22 protein-coding genes and 1 tRNA gene are annotated in these 24,118 nt (G+C 64.9%); 10 read left to right on the forward strand and 13 right to left on the reverse strand.

What is annotated here, in order from left to right:
- The first annotated feature begins 1 nt into the window (after nucleotide 1).
- From bioF to F3J43_RS10345, 8 genes are all read left to right on the forward strand, one after another.
- Complete coding sequence (gene bioF / locus F3J43_RS10310) at nucleotides 2–1,174, forward strand: 8-amino-7-oxononanoate synthase (RefSeq protein ID WP_166885433.1); 1,173 nt, start codon at nucleotides 2–4, stop codon at nucleotides 1,172–1,174.
- The gene (locus F3J43_RS10315; RefSeq protein WP_166885436.1) at nucleotides 1,167–1,898 is read left to right on the forward strand and encodes an alpha/beta fold hydrolase; all 732 of its coding nucleotides are present in this window, start codon (nucleotides 1,167–1,169) and stop codon (nucleotides 1,896–1,898) included. Before bioF ends, F3J43_RS10315 begins: the two co-directional genes overlap by 8 nt.
- Nucleotides 1,891–2,715, forward strand: coding sequence for a malonyl-ACP O-methyltransferase BioC (bioC, locus tag F3J43_RS10320; RefSeq protein ID WP_166885438.1), 825 nt, complete (start codon nucleotides 1,891–1,893; stop codon nucleotides 2,713–2,715). Before F3J43_RS10315 ends, bioC begins: the two co-directional genes overlap by 8 nt.
- A gap of 1 nt (nucleotide 2,716) precedes the next feature.
- Nucleotides 2,717–3,397 (forward strand): dethiobiotin synthase, encoded by a 681-nt coding sequence (bioD, locus tag F3J43_RS10325; RefSeq protein ID WP_166885440.1) that lies wholly within the window; start codon nucleotides 2,717–2,719, stop codon nucleotides 3,395–3,397.
- 137 nt (nucleotides 3,398–3,534) lie between these two features.
- The gene (locus tag F3J43_RS10330; RefSeq protein WP_166885442.1) at nucleotides 3,535–3,831 is read left to right on the forward strand and encodes a pyrroloquinoline quinone biosynthesis protein PqqE; all 297 of its coding nucleotides are present in this window, start codon (nucleotides 3,535–3,537) and stop codon (nucleotides 3,829–3,831) included.
- Nucleotides 3,832–4,079: 248 nt separating this feature from the next.
- Complete coding sequence (locus tag F3J43_RS10335; protein WP_166885444.1) at nucleotides 4,080–5,885, forward strand: phenylacyl-CoA dehydrogenase; 1,806 nt, start codon at nucleotides 4,080–4,082, stop codon at nucleotides 5,883–5,885.
- Nucleotides 5,886–6,318: 433 nt separating this feature from the next.
- A complete protein-coding gene (locus F3J43_RS10340) occupies nucleotides 6,319–7,470 on the forward strand; it encodes a GGDEF domain-containing protein (RefSeq protein ID WP_205297767.1) in 1,152 nt (383 codons plus the stop codon).
- A 123-nt stretch (nucleotides 7,471–7,593) separates the two neighbouring features.
- Nucleotides 7,594–9,372, forward strand: a complete 1,779-nt coding sequence (locus F3J43_RS10345) for an acyl-CoA dehydrogenase C-terminal domain-containing protein (protein ID WP_166885448.1) — start codon at nucleotides 7,594–7,596, stop codon at nucleotides 9,370–9,372.
- Between the two features lie 344 nt (nucleotides 9,373–9,716).
- On the opposite strand, the gene F3J43_RS10350 is transcribed toward F3J43_RS10345, so the two are convergent.
- Nucleotides 9,717–10,640, reverse strand: coding sequence for a LysR family transcriptional regulator (locus F3J43_RS10350; protein WP_166885450.1), 924 nt, complete (start codon nucleotides 10,638–10,640; stop codon nucleotides 9,717–9,719).
- 210 nt (nucleotides 10,641–10,850) lie between these two features.
- On the opposite strand from F3J43_RS10350, the gene F3J43_RS10355 reads away from it, so the two are divergent.
- The gene (locus F3J43_RS10355) at nucleotides 10,851–12,128 is read left to right on the forward strand and encodes an aspartate aminotransferase family protein (protein WP_166885452.1); all 1,278 of its coding nucleotides are present in this window, start codon (nucleotides 10,851–10,853) and stop codon (nucleotides 12,126–12,128) included.
- Nucleotides 12,129–12,292: 164 nt separating this feature from the next.
- The gene (locus tag F3J43_RS10360) at nucleotides 12,293–12,451 is read left to right on the forward strand and encodes a YqaE/Pmp3 family membrane protein (RefSeq protein WP_009681539.1); all 159 of its coding nucleotides are present in this window, start codon (nucleotides 12,293–12,295) and stop codon (nucleotides 12,449–12,451) included.
- Nucleotides 12,452–12,480: 29 nt separating this feature from the next.
- Here the strand turns inward: F3J43_RS10360 and F3J43_RS10365 are convergent, their stop codons facing one another.
- The 12 genes from F3J43_RS10365 to F3J43_RS10420 all read right to left on the reverse strand — a co-directional run bounded on the left by F3J43_RS10365 (nucleotide 12,481) and on the right by F3J43_RS10420 (nucleotide 24,118).
- Entirely contained in the window at nucleotides 12,481–14,298 is a 1,818-nt protein-coding gene (locus F3J43_RS10365) for a S9 family peptidase (protein WP_166885454.1), read from the reverse strand.
- Nucleotides 14,279–15,427, reverse strand: coding sequence for a pyrroloquinoline quinone biosynthesis protein PqqE (pqqE, locus tag F3J43_RS10370; RefSeq protein ID WP_166885456.1), 1,149 nt, complete (start codon nucleotides 15,425–15,427; stop codon nucleotides 14,279–14,281). The genes F3J43_RS10365 and pqqE overlap by 20 nt, the downstream gene beginning before the upstream one ends.
- Nucleotides 15,399–15,674, reverse strand: a complete 276-nt coding sequence (gene pqqD / locus F3J43_RS10375) for a pyrroloquinoline quinone biosynthesis peptide chaperone PqqD (protein WP_166885459.1) — start codon at nucleotides 15,672–15,674, stop codon at nucleotides 15,399–15,401. Before pqqD ends, pqqE begins: the two co-directional genes overlap by 29 nt.
- Entirely contained in the window at nucleotides 15,671–16,426 is a 756-nt protein-coding gene (gene pqqC / locus F3J43_RS10380) for a pyrroloquinoline-quinone synthase PqqC (protein WP_166885461.1), read from the reverse strand. Before pqqC ends, pqqD begins: the two co-directional genes overlap by 4 nt.
- 29 nt (nucleotides 16,427–16,455) lie before the next feature.
- Nucleotides 16,456–17,367, reverse strand: a complete 912-nt coding sequence (gene pqqB / locus F3J43_RS10385) for a pyrroloquinoline quinone biosynthesis protein PqqB (RefSeq protein ID WP_166885463.1) — start codon at nucleotides 17,365–17,367, stop codon at nucleotides 16,456–16,458.
- Nucleotides 17,368–17,444: 77 nt separating this feature from the next.
- Nucleotides 17,445–17,516: a pyrroloquinoline quinone precursor peptide PqqA gene (gene pqqA / locus F3J43_RS10390; protein ID WP_003243383.1), complete on the reverse strand. Its 72-nt coding sequence runs from the start codon at nucleotides 17,514–17,516 to the stop codon at nucleotides 17,445–17,447.
- 111 nt (nucleotides 17,517–17,627) lie between these two features.
- Nucleotides 17,628–19,952: a pyrroloquinoline quinone biosynthesis protein PqqF gene (gene pqqF / locus F3J43_RS10395; RefSeq protein ID WP_166885465.1), complete on the reverse strand. Its 2,325-nt coding sequence runs from the start codon at nucleotides 19,950–19,952 to the stop codon at nucleotides 17,628–17,630.
- A 118-nt stretch (nucleotides 19,953–20,070) separates the two neighbouring features.
- Nucleotides 20,071–20,853, reverse strand: a complete 783-nt coding sequence (locus F3J43_RS10400) for a carbon-nitrogen hydrolase family protein (protein WP_166885467.1) — start codon at nucleotides 20,851–20,853, stop codon at nucleotides 20,071–20,073.
- 16 nt (nucleotides 20,854–20,869) lie between these two features.
- Nucleotides 20,870–22,552 (reverse strand): flavin monoamine oxidase family protein, encoded by a 1,683-nt coding sequence (locus F3J43_RS10405; RefSeq protein WP_166885469.1) that lies wholly within the window; start codon nucleotides 22,550–22,552, stop codon nucleotides 20,870–20,872.
- Nucleotides 22,553–22,827: 275 nt separating this feature from the next.
- The gene (locus tag F3J43_RS10410; protein WP_166885471.1) at nucleotides 22,828–23,289 is read right to left on the reverse strand and encodes an Lrp/AsnC family transcriptional regulator; all 462 of its coding nucleotides are present in this window, start codon (nucleotides 23,287–23,289) and stop codon (nucleotides 22,828–22,830) included.
- A 65-nt stretch (nucleotides 23,290–23,354) separates the two neighbouring features.
- Complete coding sequence (locus tag F3J43_RS10415; RefSeq protein WP_166885473.1) at nucleotides 23,355–23,924, reverse strand: DJ-1/PfpI family protein; 570 nt, start codon at nucleotides 23,922–23,924, stop codon at nucleotides 23,355–23,357.
- 117 nt (nucleotides 23,925–24,041) lie between these two features.
- A tRNA-Ile gene (locus F3J43_RS10420) sits at nucleotides 24,042–24,118 on the reverse strand.

Consider the following 24,118-nt stretch of genomic DNA (forward strand, 5'->3'; position numbering starts at 1 on the left):
CATGGCCTTCGACCTCGCCGCGCGGCTGGCCGAACGGCGCGCCGCGGAGCTCTATCGGCAGCGACCGCAACTGGACAGCCCGCAGGGACCGCAGGTGGTGGTCGACGGCCAGCCGCTGCTGGCCTTCTGCAGCAACGACTATCTTGGACTGGCCAATCATCCCGAGGTGATCAAGGCCTGGCGCGACGGTGCCGAACGTTGGGGCGTCGGTGGCGGCGCCTCGCACCTGGTGATCGGCCACAGCACGCCGCACCACCAGGTGGAAGAAGCGTTGGCCGAGCTGACCGGGCGCCCGCGGGCCTTGCTGTTCTCCACCGGCTACATGGCCAACCTCGGCGCCATCACCGCGCTGGTGGGGCAGGGCGACACGGTGCTGCAGGACCGCCTCAACCATGCCTCCCTGCTCGATGGCGGCCTGCTCAGCGGTGCGCGTTTCAGCCGCTACCTGCACAACGATCCGGCCAGCCTGGCCAGTCGCCTGGACAAGGCCGTCGGCAATACCCTGGTAGTCACCGATGGCGTGTTCAGCATGGACGGCGACTGCGCCGACTTGCCGGCCCTGGCCTCGGTGGCACGGGCCCGTGGCGCCTGGCTGATGGTTGACGATGCCCACGGCCTGGGCACCCTGGGCCGCCATGGTGGTGGCCTGGTCGAGCAGTATGGCCTGGGCGTTGACGACGTGCCGGTACTGATCGGTACCCTGGGCAAGGCTTGTGGCACATCCGGCGCCTTCGTCGCTGGCAGCGAGGAGTTGATCGAGGCGCTGGTGCAATTCGCCCGTCCCTATATCTACACCACCAGCCAACCGCCGGCCCTGGCCTGCGCCACGCTCAAGGCGCTGCAGTTGCTGCGTGAGGAAACCTGGCGGCGCGAACACCTGGCGGCGCTGATCCGCCAGTTCCGCGACGGTGCTCGACAGATCGGCCTGACCCTGATGGACAGCCAGACCGCAATCCAGCCGATCCTGATCGGCGATGCCGGGCGGGCCATGGCGTTGTCGCGCAAGCTGCGCGAGCGTGGGTTGCTGGTGACGGCGATCCGTCCGCCGACCGTACCCGCAGGCAGTGCGCGCTTGCGCGTTACCTTGAGCGCAGCCCACAGCGAAGCCCAGGTCCAGCTATTGTTGAATGCATTGGCCGAGTGTTATCCACAGCTGGAGTCCGCCGATGCGTAACCGACTGATCCTCCTGCCCGGCTGGGGGCTGGGCACCGCTTCACTGGAACCGCTGGCCGCCAGCCTGCGCGCCCAGGACCCACGCCTGCAGGTCGAGTTGAGGCCGTTGCCGGAGCTGGCCGACAGCGATGTCCAGGCCTGGGTCGAGCACCTCGATCGCAAGCTTCCCAACGACGTCTGGCTGGGGGGGTGGTCGCTCGGCGGCATGCTTGCCAGCGCCCTGGCGCACAAGCGTGGCGATCACTGTTGCGGTCTGCTGACCCTGGCCAGCAACCCCAGCTTCGTTGCCCGTCCCGACTGGCCCCACGGCATGCCGGCAGATACCTTCGGTACCTTCCTCGACGGGTGTCGCAGCCATACACAGGTTACCCTCAAGCGCTTCCGCACCCTGTGCAGCGAAGGCGCACAGCAGCCACGCACGTTGTTGCGCCAGCTTGGAGTCGGCGTGCCCGCCACCGATCCGCTGTACCTCGCCACCGGGCTGGAGGTGCTGGCCCGGTTGGACACTCGCGCGGCCCTGGAGCAATACGGTGGACCGCAGTTGCATCTGTTCGCCGGCAGTGACGCGTTGGTCCCGACGGATGCGGCCAAGGCCTTGAGCGACCTGTTGCCGGACGTGGAAGTCGGGCTGGTCGAAGACAGTTCCCACGCCTTCCTGCTGGAATATCCACAGGAACTGGCGGCGGGCATCAAGAGTTTCCTGCATGAGAGTGGTGATGACTGACCTTTCCCAGCCCATCCTGCCCGGCGCCCTGCCGGACAAGCGCCAGGTCGCGGCGTCGTTCTCCCGCGCGGCAGCCAGCTACGACAGTGTCGCGGCCCTGCAACGCGCGGTCGGCGTGACACTGCTGGAGCAGTTGCCGGCCGCGCTGGCGCCTGCACGCTGGCTCGACATGGGCAGCGGCACCGGCCATTTCAGCCGGGTGCTGGCCGAGCGTTTCAGCGATGCCGACGGCGTGGCGGTGGATATCGCCGAAGGCATGCTCCAGCACGCCCGTGAGCAGGGTGGCGCGCAGCATCACGTGGCGGGTGACGCCGAACGCCTGCCGCTGCGCGACGCCAGTGTCGACCTGGTGTTCAGCAGCCTGGCGGTGCAGTGGTGCGACCAGTTCGCCAGCGTGCTGGGCGAGGCGCTGCGGGTGTTGCGCCCGGGCGGGGTGCTGGCGTTCAGCAGCCTCTGCGTGGGCACACTGGAAGAGCTGCGGGCAAGCTGGCAGGCGGTGGACGGTATGGTCCACGTCAATCGCTTCCGCCGCTTCGAGGACTACCAGCGCCTGTGTGCCGGCAGCGGCTTGCAACTGCTCACGCTCGAGCGTCGGCCGCATGTTCTGCACTACCCGGATGTCCGCAGCCTGACCCACGAGCTCAAGGCCCTGGGCGCGCACAATCTCAACCCTGGGCGCCCCTCTGGCCTGACCGGGCGGGCACGCATGCAGGGGCTGCTCGGCGCCTACGAGCAATTCCGCCAGCCCCTGGGGCTGCCGGCGACCTACCAGGTGGTCTATGGTGTGTTGCGCAAACCCGCGACACAGGGGCAGTGAGATGAGTCCAGCCTATTTCATCGCCGGCACCGATACCGATGTCGGCAAGACCACCATCGCTGCCGGCCTGTTGCATGCTGCGCGGCAATCGGGCCTGAGCACACTGGCTGCCAAGCCGGTCGCTTCGGGGTGCACGGTCACCGCGCAGGGTCTGCGCAACAGCGATGCCTTGGCATTGATCGGCGAGAGCTCGATCAAGTTGCCTTATGCAACGGTCAACCCGTTCGCCTTCGAGCCCGCTATCGCGCCGCATGTGGCGGCACATGAGGCTGGTGTGACGCTGAGCGTGCCGACCCTGCGCGATGCCATGCTGCAGGTGCTGGCGCACAAGGCGGACTTCACCTTGATCGAAGGTGCCGGTGGCTGGCGCGTGCCGCTGTCCGATCATGCCAACCTGTCGGATCTGGCGATTGCCTTGCAACTACCGGTGATCCTGGTGGTGGGGGTGCGGCTGGGTTGTATCAACCATGCTCTGCTCAGTGCCGAGGCCATTGCCCGGGACGGGCTGCAACTGGCCGGCTGGGTGGCGAACATCGTCGATCCGCAGACCTCCCGCCTTGAAGAGAATCTGTCCAGCCTGGCCGAGCGCCTGCCGGCACCGTGCCTGGGGCGGGTGCCATGGCTGAAGCAAGCGAAGACTGAGGCCGTGGCCGAGCATCTGCAGCTGGATCTGCTGGACTAGCACCAGGGCCACTGCCATGAGGTGAATCGGCGCGGTCTATTGGCTGGCACCAGGCTATTAGGGATTTAAACGGGTGTTTTTGCCGATGCGCTGCTTTAATAAGCCCTGTTCACTATCCAGCGTCGTGGAGTCCTGACATGGAAATCAATGCGAGCTCCGCCCTCTACGCGGGCCTTGGTGCCATCCAGAACGGCCAGAACCGCGTCGACCAGGCCGCCCAGCAGATCGCCAGCAACGCAGTCGAGCGCGACGCCAACGGGCAATCCACCGACTTCCAGGCCGAGCGCCTGCGTGGCGTCGATCGCAGCCAGCAGATGGACCTGGCCACCAGCACCGTGCAACTGGCCCTGGGCAAGCACGAAGTCGAGCTGGGGGCAAAAGTCGCCAAGGCCTCGGACGAAATGCTCGGTCGTTTCATCGACACCTACGCCTGACCACCGACCTTTCCGGTACAGATCGCGGGGCAAGCCCGCTTCCATTCGTGGGAGCGGGCTTGCCCCGCAATGCATTTGAAGAGTGTTGGCGTAAATGTCATGTTCGGCGGCATAAATGCCACCCTTCGTCCACCTTGACAGCGAGGCTACCTAAACGTAAGTTTCAAACAACTGTTTGACCCAAAGCCGCCAAGAGCTGGTCGGTATCAGCGGTCTCCCTACCGAACTCATCACAGAGGTTCATCGCAATGCCTGATTACAAAGCCCCCTTGCGTGATATCCGCTTCGTCCGCGACGAACTGCTCGGCTATGAGGCGCACTATCAGAGCCTGCCGGGCTGCCAGGACGCCACGCCTGACATGGTCGACGCGATCCTGGAAGAAGGCGCGAAGTTCTGTGAGCAGGTACTGGCCCCGCTGAACCGCGTTGGCGACCTGGAAGGCTGCACCTGGAGCGAATCGGGCGTGAAGACCCCGACCGGCTTCAAGGAAGCCTACGAGCAATTCGTCGAGGGTGGCTGGCCGAGCCTGGCCCACGATGTCGCCCACGGCGGCCAGGGCCTGCCGGAATCGCTGGGCCTGGCCCTGAGCGAGATGGTCGGCGAGTCGAACTGGTCGTGGGGCATGTACCCAGGCCTGTCCCATGGCGCGATGAACACCATCTCCGCCCACGGTACCCCCGAACAGCAGGAAACCTACCTGACCAAGCTGGTTTCCGGCGAGTGGACCGGCACCATGTGCCTGACCGAGCCGCACTGCGGCACCGACCTGGGGATGCTGCGCACCAAGGCCGAGCCGCAGGCTGACGGCAGCTACAAGGTGACCGGTACCAAGATCTTCATCTCCGCTGGCGAGCACGACATGGCCGGCAACATCGTCCATATCGTCCTGGCTCGCCTGCCCGATGCACCGGCTGGCACCAAAGGCATCTCGCTGTTCATCGTGCCGAAGTTCCTGCCAAACGCCGAAGGCGGCGTGGGTGAGCGCAACGGCGTGAGCTGTGGCTCCCTGGAACACAAGATGGGCATCCACGGCAACGCCACCTGCGTGATGAACTTCGACGGCGCCACTGGCTATCTGATCGGCCCGGCCAACAAAGGCCTGAACTGCATGTTCACCTTCATGAACACCGCTCGCCTGGGTACCGCGCTGCAAGGCCTGGCCCACGCCGAGGTGGCGTTCCAGGGCGGCCTGAAGTATGCCCGCGACCGTCTGCAGATGCGCTCCCTGACCGGTCCAAAGGCACCGGACAAGGCCGCCGACCCGATCATCGTCCACCCAGACGTGCGTCGCATGCTGCTGACCATGAAGGCCTTCGCCGAAGGCAACCGCGCGATGGTGTACTTCACCGCCAAGCAGGTGGACATCGTCAAGTACAGCCAGGATGAAGAAGAACGCAAGAAGGCCGACGCCCTGCTGGCCTTCCTGACCCCGATCGCCAAGGCCTTCATGACCGAAGTCGGTTTCGAGGCGGCCAACCACGGCGTGCAGATCTACGGCGGCCACGGTTTCATCGCCGAGTGGGGCATGGAGCAGAACGTGCGCGACAGCCGCATCTCCATGCTGTACGAAGGCACCACCGGCATCCAGGCCCTCGACCTGCTCGGTCGTAAGGTGCTGATGACCCAGGGCGAGGCACTCAAGGGCTTCACCAAGATCGTCCACAAGTTCTGCCAGGGCCAGGAAGGCAACGAAGCCACCAAGGAATTCGTCGAGCCACTGGCCGCGATCAACAAGGAGTGGGGCGAGCTGACCATGAAGATCGGCATGGCCGCCATGAAGGACCGCGAGGAAGTCGGTGCCGCCTCGGTGGACTACCTGATGTACTCCGGCTATGCCTGCCTGGCGTACTTCTGGGCCGACATCGCCCGCCTGGCCGCCGAGAAACTGGCTGCCGGCACCAGCGAGGCGGCGTTCTACACCGCCAAGCTGCAGACCGCGCGCTTCTACTTCCAGCGCATTCTGCCGCGTACCCGCAGCCACGTGGCCGCGATCCTGTCCGGCGCCGACAACCTGATGGCGATCAAGGAAGAAGACTTCGGTCTTTCCTACTGATAGCTGCGGCTGCATGAAAAACGCCTGCCCTTATCGGCAGGCGTTTTTTTATCTGCTGTTTTCTGCCAGTGCGGTCCTCGTACACTGTGCGATGCCTTGAACGGCACCACGGCGCTGGCAGCCTCCGAGACGACAAGACCCTTCCCTTTTTCTCCATCCATGTCGCATCAAGTTACGAGTACGTCTCAAGCATCGCCCTCCGCCTGCCGTTAACCCGACGACTGTATTCATCTATTCATGTGCACTGCCGATGAAGTAAGGGCACAATGCCATTATTGATCTGCCGGGTCGGAGATTACCCTTGTTTCGTCTATCCGCTGTACGCGCGAGCCACTTCCTGCCTTCGCTGTGTCTTTTGCTGTCAGGGCTTGCGGCAGCTTATGTAAGAGACCTCAGCGTTTTCTTCACGTCGCTGTTCAACGTCCTGCCCACGTTGGTCCTGTTGCTGGGTGGGGCCTATTGCGCGGTCTATCGCCGCCAGCGCGAACTGTTTCTGATGGTCACGGTGTACATCGCCTACTTCCTGCTCGACACCCAGACCGATTTCTATCGTGATAATGGCCGGGTCCGCGAAGACGCGGCGGTGATCTTCCACCTGGTCTGCCTGCTGTTGCCCGCCCTGTTCGGTCTTTACGGCGCCTGGCAGGAACGCACCCACCTGGCCCAGGATCTGCTCGCCCGCTTCGCCGTGCTGTTCGCCGTCGGCAGTGTGGCGCTGGCGCTCGAGCAAAGTTTCCCCGAGGCCTTGCTCGGCTGGCTGGCGGAGATTCGCTGGCCTTCGCTGCACGGCCAGTGGATGAGCCTGATCCAGATGGCCTACCCACTGTTCCTGGCCGTGTTCATCCTGCTGGTGGTGCAGTACCTGCGTGAGCCCAGGCCTTTGCATGCAGCGCAGATCATCGGTCTGATCGGTATCTTCTGGATGCTGCCCAAGACCTTCATCCTGCCGTTCACCCTGAACATCATGTGCAGCCAGGTGATGCTGATGATTGCCGCGGCGGTGTCCCACGAGGCCTACCAGATGGCCTTCCGTGACGAGCTGACCGGCTTGCCGGGCCGGCGTGCGCTGAACGAGCGCATGCAGCGCCTGGGGCGCAACTACGTGATCGCCATGACCGATGTCGATCACTTCAAGAAATTCAACGACACCCATGGCCATGACGTTGGCGACCAAGTACTGCGCCTGGTCGCCAGCCGTCTTTCCAGGGTCACTGGTGGCGGCCGCGCCTACCGCTATGGTGGCGAGGAGTTCGCTCTGGTGTTCGCCGGCAAGACCGCCGAAGAATGCCTGCCGCACCTGGAAGCCGTGCGCGAGATGATTGCCAACTACGCGATCCAGCTGCGCGACCAGAACAGCCGTCCACAGGATGACTCGACGGGTCGGCAGCGCCGGGGCGGCAGCGCCAGCAGTACGGTCTCGGTGACCATCAGCATCGGAGTCGCCGAGCGCCAGGCCGATCACCGCAACCCCGACGAAGTGCTCAAGTCCGCCGACCAGGCGCTATACAGCGCCAAGGGCGCGGGGCGTAACTGCGTGATGACCTTCGGCCAGCAGTCACGGCGAGGCGCGGTACGCATGGCGTGACTATATGTGACCATTTGGTCTCATGATGACCCTATGTCTCGAAAAAGTTTGTCGGTTACACTGCTTCGATCCCAGTGCCGCGGTCCCTTCGGACCGCCCCGACCCTTATAGCGAGAGGTTGTCATGGCTGAATACAAAGCGCCCCTGCGCGATATGCGCTTCGTCCTCAATGAAGTCTTCGACGTGGCCACACTCTGGTCGCAACTGCCTGGGCTGGCCGAGGTGGTCGATGCCGAAACTGCCATGGCGGTACTGGAAGAGGCCGGCAAGGTCACCGGCAAGAGCATCGCCCCGCTGAGCCGCGCCGCCGACGAGGAGGGCTGCCATTGGGACAACGGCGCGGTGCGTACCCCGGCCGGTTTCATCGAGGCCTACCAGACCTACGCCGAGGGCGGTTGGGTCGGTGTTGGGGGCGACCCGCAGTTCGGCGGCATGGGCATGCCCAAGGTGATCTCGGCCCAGGTCGAGGAAATGGTCAACGCCTCGAGCCTGTCCTTCGGCCTCTACCCGATGCTCACCGCCGGCGCCTGCCTGTCGATCAATGCCCACGCCAGCGAAGCGCTGAAAGCGCAGTACCTGCCGAACATGTACGCCGGCGTCTGGGCTGGCTCCATGTGCCTGACCGAACCCCACGCCGGCACCGACCTGGGCATCATCCGCACCAAGGCCGAGCCCCAGGCCGATGGCAGCTACAAGATCAGCGGCACCAAGATCTTCATCACCGGCGGCGAGCACGACCTCACCGAGAACATCATCCACCTGGTGCTGGCCAAGCTGCCGGATGCCCCGGCCGGCCCGAAAGGCATCTCGCTGTTCCTGGTGCCCAAGGTGCTGGTCAACCAGGACGGTAGCCTTGGCGCACGCAACACCGCCACGTGCGGTTCGATCGAGCACAAGATGGGCATCCAGGCCTCGGCCACGTGCGTGATGAACTTCGACGAAGCCGTCGGTTACATCGTCGGCGAGCCGAACAAGGGTTTGGCAGCGATGTTCACCATGATGAACTACGAGCGCCTGGGTGTTGGCATCCAGGGCCTGGCCTCGGCCGAGCGCTCCTACCAGAACGCCGTGGAATACGCCCGTGACCGTCTGCAGAGCCGTGCACCGACCGGCCCGCAGGCCAAGGACAAGGTGGCCGACCCGATCATCGTCCACCCGGACGTGCGTCGTATGCTGTTGACCATGAAGGCGCTGATCGAAGGTGGGCGTGCCTTCTCCACCTACGTGGCGATGCAGCTCGATAGCGCCAAGTACAGCGAGGATGCCGCCACTCGCAAGCGCAGCGAAGAGCTGGTGGCGCTGTTGACGCCGGTGGCCAAGGCCTTCCTCACCGACCTCGGCCTTGAATGCACGGTACATGGCCAGCAGGTATTCGGTGGCCATGGCTACATCCGCGAGTGGGGCCAGGAGCAACTGGTGCGCGACGTGCGCATCACCCAGATCTACGAAGGCACCAACGGCATCCAGGCGCTGGACCTGGTCGGTCGCAAGGTGGTGGCCAGCGGCGGTGCCTACTACAAACTGTTCGCCGATGAGATCCGCCAATTCATCGCCGGCGCAGAGAGTGGGCTGAGTGAGTTCACCCAGCCGTTGGCGGCCTCTCTCGAGCAGCTCGACGCGCTGACTGCCTGGGTGCTCGACCAGGCCAAGGGCAATCCCAACGAGATCGGTGCCGCGTCGGTCGAGTACCTGCATGCGTTCGGTTATGTCGCCTACGCCTACATGTGGGCGCTGATGGCCCGTGCGGCCAAGGCGGGCGAGGGGGATGCCGAGTTCTACGGCGCCAAGCTGGGCACCGCGCAGTTCTACTTCGCCCGTCTGTTGCCACGGGTGCACTCGCTGGTGGCGTCGGTGCGAGCGGGGAGCGAGTCGCTCTATCTGCTGGACGCCGCGCAGTTCTGACCCGCCAGGGCTGGATGGCAGCCCCTGCTCGCGGTGCCAGGCCGCTTGCGCAGAAGGATCCCGATCCTGCTGCGTAAGCGGCCTTTTTGTTAGTCAGAAAAACAACGTTTGCGAATCGGTCTTTTTTGTAAGCTTTTGCTTACACGACGTGGTGACTTTTCGCCCCTTCCGCAAGATTGGATCCACGGTTACTCTTTGTCACATGGACGTAGCGCAGGACGCGCAATGGACAGAACAGGGACACGAAAGGATTTCCTGCCAGGGAGGCGGGGCGATAAGGATGTCAAAGGGAAACAGTCTGGAAAACCCCGCTTCGGCGGGGTTTTCTTTGTGCGCGTGATTTGTCAGCCGAGCACGTCCAGGGGGGATACGCCCAACTGGCGGGCATCGGTTTCTTCCTCCAGCAAGGTACGCAGCAACTCTACCGAGGCCTGCTGGCGCTGGGCGTCGCGAAACACCAGGCCGACCTTCAGTGGCACCCGTGGTTCGCTCAACGGTTTCCACAGCAGCTCCTGATCGTCCTGCGCAGCATCCTTGGCCCGCCCTGGCAGGATCGTTGCCAGGGCCGTGTGCGCCAGGCTGTCGAGAATCCCGGCCATGTTGTTCATTTCTGCCTGCACTTGCGGACGACGGCCCAGACTGGCCAGTTGCGCCTTCCAGATCTGCCGGATCTGGAATTCTTCGCCGAGCATCAGCATCGGCAACTCCGCCGCCTGGCGGATCGATACTTTCTTGAAGTCCTTGAGCGGATGCGTGTCGGGGATGACCAACTGCAGTTCATCCTCGTACAACAGCAGGCCATGCAACCCGGGCTGGCGCGGCGGCAGGTAGCTGATGCCGATGTCCAGGCCGCCATTGAGCAGGCGCCGCTCGATTTCCGAGCCAGACAGCTCATAGATCTGCACCACCAGGTGAGGCTGTGCCTTGCGCACCCGTTCGAGCAACTGTGGCACCAGGCTTGGTCGCACGGTCTGCAGCACCCCGATGGCCAGGGTGCGCAGCGATTGCCCCTTGAAGTTGCGCATGGCCTCGTGGGCTCGTTGCAGGCCGTCCAGCAGAGGCAGGGCATGGTTGTACAAGGTGTGGGCCGCCAGGGTCGGCAGCAGGCGCTTGTTGCTGCGCTCGAACAGGTTCAGGTCGAGGCTGTGCTCCAGCTGGCGGATCTGTTGCGACAGGGCCGGCTGGGACAGCGACAGGCGTTCGGCGGCCCGCCCTACATGACCTTCTTCGTAGACCGCGACGAAATAGCGCAGTTGGCGAAAATCCATAAGAAACACTTATCGAAAAAGCTGGAAAAACGGAATGGCCCAAAGGCCGCATGGCGCCTAGTCTATCGCCGTATTCCAAAGGGTTACAGCGATCAGCGAAGCGATTGTTACCCCGGGTGAGAAACACTTTTGATAGGCAAGACAAAATATCAGCATCCGGCATGCGACCGGAGTCTTGACCGCCTGCGACCGTGATTGGCTGGAGCCCCGATGAACCTGTTCAACCTGCGCCGCTCGGCACCTGCCGTTGCCGAGCCCAAGCGTGTCCCGGCGAGCGAGCCGGCCACCGCGCAGCTTTCCCGCGAACACCTGATGCCTGGTGTCGAGCGTGCGCCGCAGGTATTCGTGCGTGGTCAGGGCTCCTGGCTGTGGGACAGCGAGGGGCATGCCTATCTGGACTTCACCCAGGGCTGTGCGGTCAACAGCCTCGGCCATAGCCCCAGCGTGCTGGTCAAGGCGTTGGGCAACCAGGCCCAGGCGCTGATCAACCCGGGAGCCGGCTTCCACAGCCGTGGCCTGCTGAGCCTGGTCGAGCGCTTGTGCCAGAGCACCGGCAGCGACCAGGCCTACCTGCTCAACAGCGGTGCCGAAGCCTGTGAAGGGGCGATCAAGCTGGCCCGCAAGTGGGGGCAACTGCACCGCAATGGCGCCTATCACATCATCACCGCCAGCCAGGGCTGCCATGGCCGTAGCCTGGGGGCGCTGTCGGCTTCCGACCCGTTGCCGTGCAACCGTTGCGAACCGGGTCTGCCGGGCTTCAGCAAGGTGCCGTTCAACGACCTGGCGGCGCTGCATGCGGCGGTGGATTCGCGCACCGTGGCAATCATGCTCGAGCCGATCCAGGGTGAGGCCGGGGTGATTCCCGCGACGGCCGACTACCTCAAGGGTGTCGAACAGTTGTGTCGCGAACTGGGTATCCTGCTGATCCTCGACGAGGTACAGACCGGGGTGGGGCGTTGCGGGGCACTGCTGGCGGAGCAGCTCTACGGCGTGCGCGCCGACATCATCACCCTGGGCAAGGGATTGGGCGGTGGTGTGCCGTTGGCCGCGCTGCTGGCCCGTGGCAGTGCCTGTTGCGCCGAACCAGGCGAGCTGGAAGGCAGCCATCATGGCAACGCGCTGATGAGCGCCGCCGGGCTGGCGGTGCTGAACACCGTGTTGGAGCAGGGCTTCTTCGAGCAGGTGATGGACAGTGGCCGCCACTTGCGTGACGGCCTGAGCCGACTGGCGGGCCGCTATGGTCAGGGCGAGGTGCGTGGCCGAGGGCTGCTATGGGCGCTCCAGCTACATGAAGCGGTGGCGGCGGAACTGGTCGACGCTGCCTTGCACGAGGGTTTGCTGCTTAACGCGCCGCAAGCCGACGTGGTGCGTTTCTCGCCGGCGCTGACCGTGAGCAAGGGCAACATCGACGAGATGCTCCTGCGCCTGGCCCGCGCCTTCGCCAGGCTGCACGCCCGCCAGCACAATCGCCGCGAGGTACCGGCCTGAAGGCCGCCCCGGCGTACAGAATTTCAACGAACCGTCTCGCGTTCCTGCGCATCGCCCCTGGCCTGAAACATTTGGCTCGGGGCGTTTTTTTTGCCCGAATGCCGGGGGAACCTCTGCAAAGCGAGACGAGTCTCTGTTGAAACACCCCTGGAGGAGCGCTTCACATGGACTTCATTCGCATCATCATCGCCATCATCCTGCCGCCGCTGGGCGTGTTTCTCCAGGTCGGCTTCGGCGGAGCATTCTGGTTGAACATCCTGCTCACGCTGCTGGGGTATATCCCGGGGATCGTGCATGCGGTGTATATCATCGCCAAGCGCTGAAGGCTCGTAGACGCCAGCAAGGCTGGTGCCTACGAGCCTTCAGCTTTCAGCACCTGGCAATAGAACTTCCACTCTTGCTCGAGGGCATGGGCCAGGTTCGCCGCCTGGCGCAATCCATGCCGTTCGCCCGGGTAGAAATGCCCTTGCGCCGCTATGCCGTTGGCCTGCAGAGCGTCGAGCATCGAGCGGGTCTGCTCCGGCACTACCACTGCGTCGAGCTCGCCCTGGAAGAAGATCACCGGGACCTTGATCTGCCCGGCGTGCAACAGCGGTGTGCGCTGGCGATAGCGTTCGGCATCGTGCTTCGGGTCGCCGATCAACCAGTCGAGGTAGTCGCCCTCGAACTTGTGGGTGGCGCGAGCCAGCGCTTCTGGATCACTGACGCCATAGAGGCTGGCGCCGGCGCGGAACACATCGCGGAAGGCCAGTGCGCACAAGGTGGTGTAGCCGCCGGCGCTGCCGCCGCGAATGAACGCCTTGCGGGCATCGACCAGGCCCTCGGCGGCCAGGTGGGCGACGGCCGCGCACGCGTCGGCGACATCGCTTTCGCCCCAGCGCAGGTGCAGGGCCTGGCGAAAGGCACGGCCATAGCCGCTGCTGCCGCGGTAGTTGAGATCGGCAACGGCGAAGCCGCGCTGGGTCCAGTACTGGATGCGCGGGTCGAGCACCGGGTAGCAGGCCGAGGTCGGACCGCCATGGATGAACACCAGCAGTGGCGAGGGGACGTCGCCGCCCATGGCTGGATAGAAAAACCCATGGGCCATGCCGTCGCCGCTGGGGTAATGAATTGGCCGGGGCTGGCTGATCTGTGCGGCGGGCAGCACCTCGGCACCGCCCGCGAGAATCTGCACCTCGTGACTGTGCCGGTCGATGGCGATCACTGCCGGCGGACTGACCGGCGACGCCGCGATGGCGTAGATTCGCTCGGCATCCAGCGCCAGGCTGCGAAAGCGCGTGTAGGCGCTGGCATAGCGTTGCATCTCGCCGTCCGGGGTACGCAGGCCCAGTTGCCCGAAGCCGTCCTCGAACCAGCTGGCCAGGTAGCTTTGCGGTCCGAGCACGAGCCAGGTGCTGGCGCCCATCTGCCAGGGTGCGCCGGCATGGTCGGCACGGGCGGCGGGCAGCGGCTGCCAATGGCCGTCGAGTTCCCCCCAGGGCTGCCAGTGGCCGTTACGGTCGGACAGGCAATACAGGCGTCCGGCTTCGTCGAAGCGGGGCTGCTGCAGCGACTCGTCTTCGCCGGCAACGCAGCGTGGCGCGCCCCAGCCGCCTGCGGCATCACGCTCGCGGCACATCAGCCGGGTAACGGTCCAGGGCTGTTGCGGCCGGTCCCATTCGATCCAGGCCAGTCGCCGGCCATCGGCGCTCAGGGTCGGGGATGAATAGAAGTCCGCACCTTCGGCCAGCACGTGGCGTGAGCCGTTGTCGAAGGCGACCAGGCGGTGCTCGACCTGCTCGGCATGCCGCTCCTCGACTGCCAGCAGCAGGCCATCCTGGCATTGCACATCGCCGTATCGACAGCTGTCATCGTCGGTCAGCGGTCGCGGTGGCGTGCCGTCCAGGGCCTGGGTATGGACCTGCTGGTCCGTTTCGTTGACGAACACCAGGCCATCGCCACCGAGGCAGAAGCTGCCGCCGCCGTACTCGTACACCCGGCTGCGCACGCTGAACCCGTCCGGTGTCAGGCAACGGGCCTGGTGCTGGTGCCAGTGCCAGATGCGGCAGGCGCCGTCGGCGGGGCGGAATTCGTTCCAGAACAGCCCCTGGGGGCTGACCTTGAGTTCGGCGAAGTCGGTGCCGGCGGCTACCGCCTGGGCGGCGCAGAACTCAGCCGCGGGCGATGACATGGGAATTGCGCTCGTTACGGAAGGTCAATTGCTCGATCTCCAGGTTGGCGTGCTCGGCGTCCTCGCGCGCCTTGAGGATGATGCCGTGGTCCGGCGACTTGCCGCACACTGGGTCGGCCTTGCTGGCATCGCCGGTGAGCATGAAGGCCTGGCAGCGACAGCCACCGAAGTCCTTTTCCTTTTCGTCGCACGAACGGCACGGCTCGGGCATCCAGTCATAGCCGCGGAAGCGGTTGAAGCCGAACGAGTCGTACCAGATGTGGCGCAGGTCATGGTCGCGCACATTGGGGAACTGCACCGGCAACTGGCGTGCGCCGTGACAGGGCAGGGCGGTACCGTCGGGGGTGATGGTCAGGAACAGGCTGCCCCAGCCGTTCATGCAGGCCTTGGGACGTTCCTCGTAGTAGTCCGGGGTGACGAAGATCAGTTTGCACGGGCTGCCTTCGGCCTTGAGCTTGTCGCGGTACGCGTTGGTGATGCGTTCGGCCCGTTCGAGCTGCGCGCGGGTCGGCAGCAGGCCCAGGCGATTGAGATGCGCCCAGCCGTAGAACTGGCAGGTGGCGAGCTCGACGAAGTCGGCCTCGAGCGCGATGCACAGCTCGATGATGCGGTCGATCCGGTCGATGTTGTGCCGGTGGGTGACGAAGTTGAGCACCATCGGATAGCCGTGGGCCTTCACTGCCCGGGCCATTTCCAGCTTCTGCGCGAAGGCTTTCTTCGAACCGGCCAGCAGGTTGTTCACCTGCTCGTCGCTGGCCTGGAAACTGATCTGGATATGGTCGAGACCGGCCTGCTTGAACGCTGCGATCTTCTGTTCGGTGAGGCCGATACCGGAGGTGATCAGGTTGGTGTAGTAGCCCAGGCGGCGGGCCTCGCCGATCAGTTCGGCGAGGTCCTGGCGCACCAGCGGTTCGCCGCCGGAGAAACCAATCTGCGCGGCGCCCATTTCGCGGGCTTCGGCCATCACCTTGAACCACTGCTCGGTGCTCAGCTCCTTGCCCTGTTCGGCGAAATCCAGCGGATTCGAACAGTACGGGCACTGCAGCGGGCAGCGGTAGGTCAGTTCGGCCAGCAGCCACAGTGGCAGGCCGACCGGCACCTCAGGCGAGGCTGATCCAGTGTTCGGCACGGGCCACCTCCATGAATTGCTCGATGTCGTCGGCGACCTCGGGCACACCGGGGAATTGCTGTTCCAGCTCGGCGATGATCGCCGCGACACTGCGCTGGCCGTCGATCAGGCCGCCGATCAGGCCAGCGCTGTCGTTGAGCTTGATCATGCCCTCGGGATACAGCAGGACATGGCCCTGCTGTGCCGGTTCGTACTGGAAACGATAGCCGGGGCGCCAGGCGGGCACCTGTTCACGGTTGAGACTCATAGCGCGATTCCCTTGTGCCAGACCCGTTCCGTTGTGACGCTGTGGTACGGCGGGCGGTTCAGTTCATAAGCCATGCTCATGGCATCGAGCATGCTCCACAGGATATCCAGCTTGAACTGCAGGATCTCCAGCATGCGCTCCTGCCCTTCGCGGGTCGTGTAGTGCTGCAAGGTGATCGCCAGTCCGTGCTCGACATCACGCCGGGCCTGGCCCAGGCGGGTACGGAAGTATTCGTAGCCGGCCGGGTCGATCCACGGGTAGTGCTGCGGCCAGCTGTCCAGGCGCGACTGGTGGATCTGCGGGGCGAACAGCTCGGTCAGCGAGCTGCTGGCAGCCTCCTGCCAGCTGGCACGGCGGGCGAAGTTGACGTAGGCGTCGACGGCGAAACGCACGCCCGGCAGCACCAGTTCCTGGCTGCGCAGTTGGTCGGGGTCCAGGCCCACGGCCTGACCCAGGCGCAGCCAGGCTTCGATGCCACCGTCCTCGCCTGGGGCGCCATCATGGTCGAGCAGACGCTGGATCCACTCGCGGCGTACTTCGCGGTCCGGGCAGTTGGCCAGGATCGCCGCATCCTTCATCGGGATGTTGACCTGGTAGTAGAAGCGGTTGGCCACCCAGCCCTGGATCTGCTCGCGGGTGGCGCGGCCTTGGTACATCGCCACATGGTAGGGGTGGTGGATGTGGTAGTAGGCGCCCTTGGCGCGCAAGGCCTGCTCGAACTCGGCAGGGGACATCGGCGTGGCGTCGCTCATTCAGTGGACTCCTGCAGTGGATCGCCTGCTCACAACTCGATGCTCATGCCGTCGTAGGCCACTTCCACGCCCCGGCGCTGCACTTCGGCACGCTCCGGCGAGTCTTCATCGAGGATCGGGTTGGTGTTGTTGATGTGGATGAGCACCTTGCGCTGGCGCGGGAAGCCATCCAGCACCTCGAGCATGCCGCCCGGGCCGTTCTGCGCCAGGTGGCCCATCTCGCGGCCGGTGCGGGTGCCGACACCGCGCCGTTGCATTTCATCATCCTCCCACAGCGTGCCGTCGACCAGCAGGCAGTCGGCGCCGTGCATCATTTCCAGCAGCTTGGCGTCGACCTGGCCCAGGCCCGGGGCGTAGAACAGCTTGCCGCCACTGCGAGTGTCCTCGACCAGCAGCCCCAGGTTATCGCCCGGGTGTGGGTCGAAGCGGTGCGGCGAGTAGGGCGGCGCGGCGCTGCGTAGCGGGAAGGGGGTGAAGCGCAGGTTGGGGCAGGCGTCGATGACGAAGCTGCCTTCGAGCTCGATGCGCTTCCATTGCAGGCCGCCGTTCCAGTGGCTGAGCATGTTGAACAACGGGAAACCGGTGGTCAGGTCCTGGTGGACCATGTCGGTGCACCACACCTGGTGCGGGCAGCCTTCGCGCAGGCTGAGCAGGCCGGTGGTGTGGTCGATCTGGCTGTCGAGCAGGACGATGGCGTCGATGCCGCTGTCGCGCAGGGCACGGGCCGGCTGCATCGGTGCGAACGCCTGGAGCTGGGCACGGATGTCCGGCGAGGCATTGCACAGGATCCAGTGCTCGCCATCGTCCGACAGGGCGATGGACGACTGGGTGCGTGCCGTGGCGCGCAGGTTGCCGTCGCGAAAACCCTTGCAGTTGACGCAGTTGCAGTTCCACTGGGGAAATCCGCCACCGGCGGCGGAACCGAGAATCTGGATGTGCATGATTGCTCTCTAGCCGAATACCTTGTCCGAAAAACGACAACGCCCCGGCGAACCGAGGCGTCGAAGCACGTTGCTGCTTAGCGGTTGGCGAAGTACATGGTGACTTCGAAGCCGATACGCAGGTCGGTGTAAGCAGGCTTGGTCCACATGGGATGTCTCCTTCCGGTTGGGTTTGGGTGCCGAGATTGCGCTATCTTACAAGAAAAATGCGTGCTGAAAGGTTAAATCTTCGAAAAGCGCCATTGCATTTCTGGTAACAATCAGACCCGTTCCTGCCACTGGGAACCCGGTGGCGCAGCGTTGGCCAGACACAGCCAGCCATGCTCGGCGTTGATCAGTGACTGTAGCAGGGCATCCAGATCTGCTTGCCTGGTTGAGAGAATAGACCGACTCATATCGGATAGGTCTGAATTTTGTGTCGCCATGCGTGCTTGCCAGGCCCATTCGGCGACCTCGGCGTTGGCCATGGCGGGCTCCGCGAACTGGCTGGCCAGGCGCAGGCGGGCCTGCTCGTCGAGTTTCACGCCGTCCTGCAGCAGCCTCAGCAGATGCCCAAGGATCTGGGCATGGCTGGCATGGGGTGACTGTACGCCGAACAATAGGCCACCCACGCCCTCCAACTGACGGAAGGCGCTGAACACCGCGTAACCCAGCTGAAGTTCGACCCGTAGCCGCTGATACACCAGCCCCTGCAGCAGCTGTGCGAGCAGACGGGCGCAGGGCTGCAATCGCGCAGGCAGCGGGCAGAACAGCAAGATGGCGGGTTCGCTGCCCTGGCAGGCCACCTGGCGCCACTGCCGGCCCTGGATCGACAGCGTCGCCCGGGGTGAGCCAGCCTGCCCCTCGATCGATTGCAGCGCGGTGGCGAGAGCGCCCTGTCGTTCCGGGGCGAAGCCCGTCGCCAGTCCGTGCCAGCGTGCCTGTCGCCAGAGCGCGTCGAGCAGCGGCTGGTCGAGGATGCAGGCGGGCTGCGGCTGTTCGTCGGCAGGGTGCAGGGCATCCGGCAGCGCCTTGAGCAGGGCGCGGATCGGGATCAATGCCGGCTGGGCGGGCGCGGCTGCATTCCAATGTTCGGCCGCAGGCGCGCGCAGGATCGCGAGGGCCTCTGCAACGGCATTGACCACTGCCAGCGGCTGGCCGGCAGCACGCAATTGCCAGTCGCTGCCGCTGGCACTGAAGTCCAGCTCCAGGGCTATTTGTTCGGCGCGTTCCTGCAGGGGGCGCAGCGCGCGGTCGATGATGGCCTGGAAGCGTTGGCGCAACGACGAGGGGACATGCCAGCGCAGGTACAGGGCTGCGTACTGGCGGGTGGGTGGCAGGTTGCTGTCGAGCACCAGGCCGGCAGGCAACGGCATGTCGATGATGGGCAATGGGCCGCTCAGCAGGGCGTCGGCAGCAGGCAGTCGCCACTGGCCGTGGCGCTGGCCTGGCAGTTGTTCGAGCAGCCTGGTGAAAGCTTCCAGGCCTTGTTCGTCGAGCCCCTGCAATGGCCGGTCGCTGCTATCGCGACGGGCCAGTTCGAGGGCACTGGCAGCCTGCTCGTGGCACTGTTGCCGTTGGGTGTAGGCAAGGTTCAGTTGCTGCGGGGGCTGTCGTCGAATGAAATCCAGCCAGCCTTGTAGCAAGCGTTTGGTTGTTGTCGCCGAAGCGTTGGTCGACAACTGCAACTGGATATGCCAGAGCATCTGCCCGGCATGGGCGTGCAACACTTGCGGCTTGCACGCCCGCATCCAGCCGCGCTGGCGCAATTCGGCCAGCCAGCCACCGGGGCGGCTGTCGCCGAGCAGGGCCAGCAGCAGGTCCAGCGCCTGCTCGGCTTGCGCCGGCAGGCCTTCATGGGCGAATAGCCAATCGAGGTGCAAACCGTCGGGCTGTGGTAGGCGCAGCGGCCCGTCGAGCAGCGCTGGAGGCGCCTGCCGTTCGATCCGCTGGCCGCTGGCGAACCAGCCGCCGAACTGTCGGCCCAGTTGCTCCAGTGTCTTCAGCGGTTGCGGTCCGGCAAGGCTCAGGGTGATCTGCCCGCCTTGATAGAAGCGCTGGTGGAAGTGCTGGAGCGCGTGCTGGAAACGACCATCCTCCAACGCCAGGCTGAACCGGTTGCCTGCATGGAAGCCGCTGAGCGGGTGACGAGGCGAGACGGCCTGCAGCAAGGCGAACTGGTGTTGCGCCTCCTGGCTGCGTGACCAGGCGATGAACTCGGCGTGGATCACTTCGCGTTCCTGGCGTTGGCGCGTCAGGCCGAGGTCGGGCTCGGCGAGCATCTGGCACAGGCGTTCGAGGCCGCCGGCAAGGGCATCGGCGGGCACTTCGAAGAAGAAATCGGTGGTGCGTTCGCGGGTGCTGGCGTTGACCTGCCCGCCTTGGCCTTGCACATAGCGCATCAGCCCGTCTGCCAACGGGAAGCGCTCGGTGCCGAGGAAGAACAGGTGTTCGAGGAAATGCGCCAGCCCCGGCCATCGACCGGGTGCGTCGTGGCTGCCGGCGTGTACCCGCAAGGCAGCCGCGGCGCGCTTCAGGCGCGGGGCATGGCGCAGGGTCAGGTGCAGGCCGTTGGGCAGGTTGAGATGGCGGATGGTGTCGGGCATGCCGCCATGCTAGCGCGCAGGCGAGGTGTTGTCTGTTCTGGCGAGTCGCCGGCTCTTAACCGGCAATCGTGCAATTGCGGGAGCCGGCATGGTCGTCGAGGGGCGCGGGCGATTCCCGTCAGTGCAGGTCCTTGCGCAGATCTTCCAGGTAAGGGAACGCCTCGCGCCCTTGCAGCACCCGCTGCCGCTCAAGGTCGGCCAGCAACTGGCATTCCTCGTGCCCAGCCATCGCCAGCAGGCTGCCGTCCGGCCCTACGATGCTGCTCTGCCCGCAGTACTGGATCTCGCCTTCGGCCCCACAGTAGTTGGCATACACCAGGTAGCACTGGTTCTCCTGCGCCCGTGAGCGCACGGTCACCTGGCAGACGAAATCGTAAGGCGCCATGTTCGCCGTCGGCACCAGGATCAGCTCGGCACCGCCGAGTGCCAGGCGCCGGGCGTTTTCCGGGAACTCGATGTCGTAGCAGATCAGCAGGCCGACTTTCCATCCATCCAGCTCGACCACCGGGAAGTGATCGGCGCCCGGGCTGAACATCGAGCGGTCCAGGTTGCCGAACAGGTGGGTCTTGCGGTAGTTGCACAGGCTGCGGCCGCGTGCGTCGATCAGTTGCACGCTGTTGTAGATCGCACCGTCGTTGCCGCGCTCCGGGTAGCCGTAGGCGATGGCCAGGCGATGTGCCTGGGCGATCTGCGCCACCCCCTTCGCCGAGGCGCCATCGGCGGCCTCGGCCAGGCGTTCGGCATGTTCGAGGCCGATGTTGTAGCCACTGAGGAACATCTCCGGGCACACCAGCAGCTGCGCGCCACGCTCGGCGGCCAGGTGCGCCTGCTGTTGCAGGCGCTCAAGGTTGCCGGGTACGTCCAGGGGGGCGGGCGTACCCTGGAACAGGGCGATGCGCATGGGGCTACTCCTTCGCTCAGTCGGCCAGGGCGATCGGTCCGATCTCGTCGAACACATCACCTGGGCCTGGGTTGTCCGGGTGGGTCTGGCCACCGAAGTGGTTCATGATACCCCACACCGCGTTCAGCGAAGTCTGCACCGCCCCCTCCACCCAGGCCGGGGTCCACGACACATCGTCGCCGGCGATGAAGATGCCGCGTTGCTCGGCCGGCATGTCGGCCTGCATGAAGTGCGCGTACATGCGCTGGTTATAGCGGTAGTGGCCCGGCAGCGCACCCTTGAAGGCACCGAGGAAGTGCGGGTCGGCCTCCCACGAGATGGTGATCGGGTCGCCGATGATGTGCCCGGCGATATCGGTCTTCGGGTAGATCTTCTTCAGCGCATCGAGGGCCAGTTGCACCCGCTTCTCGGTGGGATGCGGCAGCATTTTCAGGGCATCGCTCATCCAGGCGTAGGACAGGCAGATCACCCCCGGTTTGTCGTCGCCGTTATCGAACAGGTAGGTGCCACGGGTCAGGCGGTCGGTCAGGGTCATGCTCATCAGGTCACGGCCGGTCTGCGGGTCCTTGTCCTTCCAGAACGGCCGGTCGACCATGACGAAGGTCTTCGACGACTGCATGTAGCGGGTGCGGTCCAGGGCCATCCACATCTTTTGCGAGAACAGCGATTCCTCGCAGTCGATCTGGGTGGTCAGCAGCCAGCTCTGGCAGGTGGTGAGCACGGCTGCATAGTGGCGCACGTCGCCGTAGTTGTCGGTGACTGCCAGGCGTCCATCGGCGGCCCGGGCGATGCGCTTGACGCCGGCGCGCGGGGCGCCGCCGTGCAGGGTCTTCAGGCTGGTGCCGGTGGGCCAGTGGGCGCAGCGCTCCGGTGCATGGCGCCAGATGCCCTGGGGCACCTGCTCGACGCCGCCGACTACCAGGTGCTGATGATCGTCGCAGTTGGTCATCACCACGCGGAAGATTTCCAGCATCGAGTTAGGGAAGTCCGAGTCCCAGCCGCCGGTGCCGAAGCCGACCTGGCCGAACACTTCGCGGTGCTGGAAGCTCAGCTTGGCGAACGAACGCGAAGTGGCGACGAAGTCGTAGAAGGTGCGGTCGTCCCACAGCGGCACCAGCTTGTTCCACAGGTCTTTCAGACGTGCGACGTCACGGTCGCGGATGGCTTGCTGGATGTCGCGGAACTGGGCGCCGCTTTCCAGGGCGTCGGCCCAGGCCTCGGCCACTTCGTGGAACAGCGACGGCAGGTCGGCGGCCTTCTCGGCGTAGTAGGTCTGGCCTTCGAGGTCGATCACCGTGCTGCCCGAGGCGGGCGTGAGCGGGTTGGGGAAGGGCTTGGTCTCCAGGCCCAGCTTGTCGACGTAGTGGTAGAACGCCGTGGACGAAACCGGGAAGCGCATGCCGCCGAGTTCGGCGACGATGCCGTCGGTGCCGTTGAAGGCCTGCGAGCGCAGGCGCCCACCGAGCTTCGAGGCCTCGTAGACCACTGGCTTGAGCCCCAGCTTCATCAACTCGTAGGCCGCCACCAGCCCGGCGATGCCGCCACCGACGATCGCCACCTCTTCACCGTGCCGTGCGGCGGGGATACTGCCCAGGCCTGCCGGATGTTCCAACCAGTCGTCGAAGGCGAAGGGGAAGTCCGGGCCGAAGATGGTGATGGGTTTCTTGCCGTCGGCGGGGTGGCGATTGTTCTTGTTCATGGGGGGACCTTGCCAAGTGAGGCTGCGCAAAGGGCGGAGCCTGAGTATAGAAATGACTGGTGGCCATTTTATGAAGCGGGCAGGTCGTAATTAAGATGCAGAGTGGCGTCGTTATGTAGTTTTATTCGTCTAAATGACTACGTTTCGCTGAATAGTGGCGATTCAACAGACCGCACGTGACATGCTGAGCTCGTCAGGCAGCCAGGTGCGGTGAGGCGGTTTTGTCGGGACAGATTGCTCGAGGCGCTGCAGGCCTGATGACCAGACGCGAGCAGTCAGCCCGGCTGTCCGCGATCCACCTTGCTGCTGAGAATGATCGACGTGGTGGTCTTTTCAACCCCGTCGAGGCTGCCGATCTGGTCGAGCAGCTGGTCCAGTTGCTCGGGCGAGTCACTGCTCAGCCAGGCGACATAGTCGAACTCGCCACTCACCGCGCACAGCTGCTGTACCTGGCCCATGGCTCCGAGACGGCGCACGATGTCCTTGCCCGAGCGCGGCTGCGCCTTGATCCCCACATACGCCTGCAAGCCGCCGCCCAGCAGGCGCTGGCCCAGGCGCACGCCGTAGCCGGTGATCACCTTGCTTTTCTCCAGGCGCGCCAGGCGCGAGTTCACGGTGGTACGGGCGATGCCGAGCTGGCGGGCGAGGGTGGCGACGCTTTCCCGGGCATTGATCTGCAGCAGGGCGATCAACTGACGGTCGATCTCGTCGAGGGCGATGGGGCGGGTGTCGGACATGGTAACTCTCTACAGTGGAGCGGCTAGCCTAGCGAGCCTCGGCCGCGCAGGGCAAGGAGCGCGGTTCATGCATGCTCTGCCGCGAGCATCGCCTGGAATTGCTCGCGGAGCCCGGCGTCCAGCCCAGCCGCCTCGAACACCGCGCAAGTGAAGCTGACGGGGGCAGGGCCAGGGGCCGTGATGACACGGTCGGCCACGACCGCCTTTGCTGAGCCTCGATAGTGATCGGTGCCTTTATAGCCGGGCGCGTTGTCGCGCAGGAAGTCAGGGCTGTTGGAGGTGTGCGCACGGTCGTCCAGCAGCCCGGCCCGTGCCAGTGCCAGGGTGCCACCGCAGATGCCGGCGACCGTCGCCCCTTGCGCATGGCTTGTCTGCAGGAAGCTGCCCAGATCTGGCGCCTGAGCGCTTTCCCAGAGTGTGCCGCCAACGACGACAACCACTGCTGGCTGCCAGGCCAGGCACTGCTCCAGGCCCGCGTTCACGCTGGTATGCAGTCCGCCTTGCGAGTAGAAGTGTCCTGGTTGGGGGGTGAAGAAGCGGGTTTCGATGCCGTAGAAGGGGGCAGCGGTTCCGGCGATGAAGGCGTATTCCCAGTCCGCAAACCCGGGTGTCAGTATCAAGCCTACGCGTGGCATCGGTCGTTCTCCTCCATGGAATGGCAGGAACATACCTGAGGCGATGGCTAGTGGTCCATGGAGAGGAACGCAGATCGGAAACAGAAAAGCCGCGCAATCGCGCGGCTTCTTGATATCTGGTGGGCCCACACGGACTCGAACCGTGGACCAAAGGATTATGAGTCCTCTGCTCTAACCAACTGAGCTATAGGCCC

Source organism: Pantoea sp. Cy-639 (assembly GCF_011752525.1).
Classification (GTDB): domain Bacteria; phylum Pseudomonadota; class Gammaproteobacteria; order Pseudomonadales; family Pseudomonadaceae; genus Aquipseudomonas.

Bases quoted from the DNA above. Each gene is read 5' to 3' on its own strand.
- bioF (WP_166885433.1), top strand. From the start codon at position 2: ATGGCCTTCGACCTCGCCGCGCGGCTGGCCGAACGGCGCGCCGCGGAG.
- F3J43_RS10315 (WP_166885436.1), top strand. From the start codon at position 1,167: ATGCGTAACCGACTGATCCTCCTGCCCGGCTGGGGGCTGGGCACCGCT.
- bioC (WP_166885438.1), top strand. From the start codon at position 1,891: ATGACTGACCTTTCCCAGCCCATCCTGCCCGGCGCCCTGCCGGACAAG.
- bioD (WP_166885440.1), top strand. From the start codon at position 2,717: ATGAGTCCAGCCTATTTCATCGCCGGCACCGATACCGATGTCGGCAAG.
- F3J43_RS10330 (WP_166885442.1), top strand. From the start codon at position 3,535: ATGGAAATCAATGCGAGCTCCGCCCTCTACGCGGGCCTTGGTGCCATC.
- F3J43_RS10335 (WP_166885444.1), top strand. From the start codon at position 4,080: ATGCCTGATTACAAAGCCCCCTTGCGTGATATCCGCTTCGTCCGCGAC.
- F3J43_RS10345 (WP_166885448.1), top strand. From the start codon at position 7,594: ATGGCTGAATACAAAGCGCCCCTGCGCGATATGCGCTTCGTCCTCAAT.
- F3J43_RS10350 (WP_166885450.1), bottom strand. From the start codon at position 10,640: ATGGATTTTCGCCAACTGCGCTATTTCGTCGCGGTCTACGAAGAAGGT.
- F3J43_RS10355 (WP_166885452.1), top strand. From the start codon at position 10,851: ATGAACCTGTTCAACCTGCGCCGCTCGGCACCTGCCGTTGCCGAGCCC.
- F3J43_RS10360 (WP_009681539.1), top strand. From the start codon at position 12,293: ATGGACTTCATTCGCATCATCATCGCCATCATCCTGCCGCCGCTGGGC.
- F3J43_RS10365 (WP_166885454.1), bottom strand. From the start codon at position 14,298: ATGTCATCGCCCGCGGCTGAGTTCTGCGCCGCCCAGGCGGTAGCCGCC.
- pqqD (WP_166885459.1), bottom strand. From the start codon at position 15,674: ATGAGTCTCAACCGTGAACAGGTGCCCGCCTGGCGCCCCGGCTATCGT.
- pqqC (WP_166885461.1), bottom strand. From the start codon at position 16,426: ATGAGCGACGCCACGCCGATGTCCCCTGCCGAGTTCGAGCAGGCCTTG.
- pqqB (WP_166885463.1), bottom strand. From the start codon at position 17,367: ATGCACATCCAGATTCTCGGTTCCGCCGCCGGTGGCGGATTTCCCCAG.
- pqqF (WP_166885465.1), bottom strand. From the start codon at position 19,952: ATGCCCGACACCATCCGCCATCTCAACCTGCCCAACGGCCTGCACCTG.
- F3J43_RS10400 (WP_166885467.1), bottom strand. From the start codon at position 20,853: ATGCGCATCGCCCTGTTCCAGGGTACGCCCGCCCCCCTGGACGTACCC.
- F3J43_RS10405 (WP_166885469.1), bottom strand. From the start codon at position 22,552: ATGAACAAGAACAATCGCCACCCCGCCGACGGCAAGAAACCCATCACC.
- F3J43_RS10410 (WP_166885471.1), bottom strand. From the start codon at position 23,289: ATGTCCGACACCCGCCCCATCGCCCTCGACGAGATCGACCGTCAGTTG.
- F3J43_RS10415 (WP_166885473.1), bottom strand. From the start codon at position 23,924: ATGCCACGCGTAGGCTTGATACTGACACCCGGGTTTGCGGACTGGGAA.